Origin of the sequence: Frankia sp. AiPs1, from assembly GCF_023716945.1 — a bacterium.
Classification (GTDB): Bacteria; Actinomycetota; Actinomycetes; order Frankiales; family Frankiaceae; genus Frankia.
In genome coordinates this window covers 1-1,682 of record NZ_JAMQQF010000875.1, presented here as the reverse complement: position 1 = coordinate 1,682, position 1,682 = coordinate 1, and the positions used below count along the sequence as shown (strand labels likewise).

Genomic DNA, 1,682 nt, shown 5'->3' with positions numbered 1-1,682 from the left:
CCGCGGCGCCGCCGCGTTCCCCGTTCGGGCCGCCGCCGGTGCTCGTCCCCGGCCCCGGCGCCTACCCGGGCCGGCTCAAGGCCGGAAACGCCGCCGGGCTGCTCGTCGGAAGCTGGGACGACTCCCCGTACAGCGCCGTCGCCGGTATCTGGCGCGGTGGAACCGTGCACTTCCTCGACGGCAGTAACGATCCGGTGGCCGTGAACGAGGCCGGCGTCGTCGTCGGCGACGAGGTGAGCCACTACGAGCGCCAGGCGTTCCGCTGGTTCAACGGGAACTACCAGCCCCTGGGATTCCTCGGCGGCACCAACACCATCGGTGGACGCAGCAGCAGCGCCAGGGCCGTGAGCCGCACCGGGGTCATCGTCGGCTACAGCAGCACCGACAGCGGCGCGCAGCACGCCGCCCGATGGCAGGGCACTCGGCCGCTGGACCTCGGCACCCTCGGCGGCCCGTCGAGCGAAGCCGTCGACGTGAACGCCGCGGGCCAGATCGTCGGCTCCAGCGCGAATGCCGCCGGGCAGACGCACGCCGTCGTCTGGTCCGGCGGGGCCATCCACGACCTCGGCACCCTCGGCGGGCCGTGGAGCGCCGCCAGCGCCATCAACGAACGCGGGCAGATCGTCGGTCAGAGCGAGACCGCGGACGGCCAACGCCACGCCACGCTGTGGGATCGGAGCCACCCGATCGACCTCGGCACCCTGCCCGGCAACGCCACCTCCAGCGCGGTGACGATCAACAATGCCGGGCAGGTGCTCGTCAACTCGTACGGCGGGACGAACGGCGCCTTCCTCTGGCAGACCGGGCGCCGCACCCCGCTGGGGGTGGCCGGCAGCACCGTCGAACCGGGCGACCTGAACGACCAGGGGGTCGCCTGCGGCACGGTGACGTCGTCCGACGGCACCACGCGCGCGTTTCGCTGGCAGGCCGGCCGGCTCACCCAGCTCGCCACCCTCGGCAGCAACTACGCCAGCGCCTGGGCCATCACCCCCGCCGGGACCATCCTCGGCACGTCCCACTCGACGACCTCACCGATCCCGCAGGCGGTGTTCTGGCCCGCCCCCGGCCACTGAAACCCGCCGCCGGGCCAGCCAGTGCGCCGCGGGGACGGCCGAGGAGACCAGGAAAGCGGCGTCAGGCGGCCGGCTCCGCCAACACGAGAAGATATTCGAACTCGTACCGGCCCGGACCGCCCAGCGGGCCGAGATACTCGCCGGCGGCGAATCGCAGCAGGTCATCATCGAGCGCGGCGAGGAGTTTCGGGTCCGGGCCGAGACGTTCGTATGTCTCGACCACCGGAGCGAAACACGCCCGGTAGAGCGCGCACCATTCCGCCGGCGAGCCGGCGAAGTCCAGGCGGGCCGTGCGCCGGCGTGTTTCCAGCCGGGTGACCCGGGCACCGAACAGGCTGCGCACGTGGTCCGGATCGCCCCAGTCCGTCGGCGCCGGCGCACCCTGCGCACGGGTGGGGGCGTGCCGCTCCAGCAACGCGAACAGCCGTCCCATCGCCCCGCCGGCGGTCCAGTTCGCCAACGCCACCGTGGCGGCCCGGGGGGCCCCCCCCCCCCCCCCCCCCGGCGGCCGCCCCCCCCCCCCCCCCCGCGGGGTGGCCGGGATAGCTGGTCAGCGGCGCTCGCGGCGCCAGACGACCTTGAGCCCGGACCAGTTCTCGTCCAGCGCGG

2 protein-coding genes are annotated in these 1,682 nt (G+C 74.2%); one reads left to right on the top strand and one right to left on the bottom strand.

Features of this window, described 5'->3' with window-relative positions:
• A partial coding sequence (locus ND748_RS31500) for an HAF repeat-containing protein (protein WP_251749936.1) occupies nucleotides 1-1,073 on the top strand: 1,073 nt, incomplete at its 5' end.
• Between the two features lie 61 nt (nucleotides 1,074-1,134).
• On the opposite strand, the gene ND748_RS31495 is transcribed toward ND748_RS31500, so the two are convergent.
• On the bottom strand, nucleotides 1,135-1,533 hold the full coding sequence (locus ND748_RS31495) for a hypothetical protein (RefSeq protein WP_251749935.1): 399 nt from the start codon (nucleotides 1,531-1,533) through the stop codon (nucleotides 1,135-1,137).
• Nucleotides 1,534-1,682 lie beyond the last annotated feature (149 nt).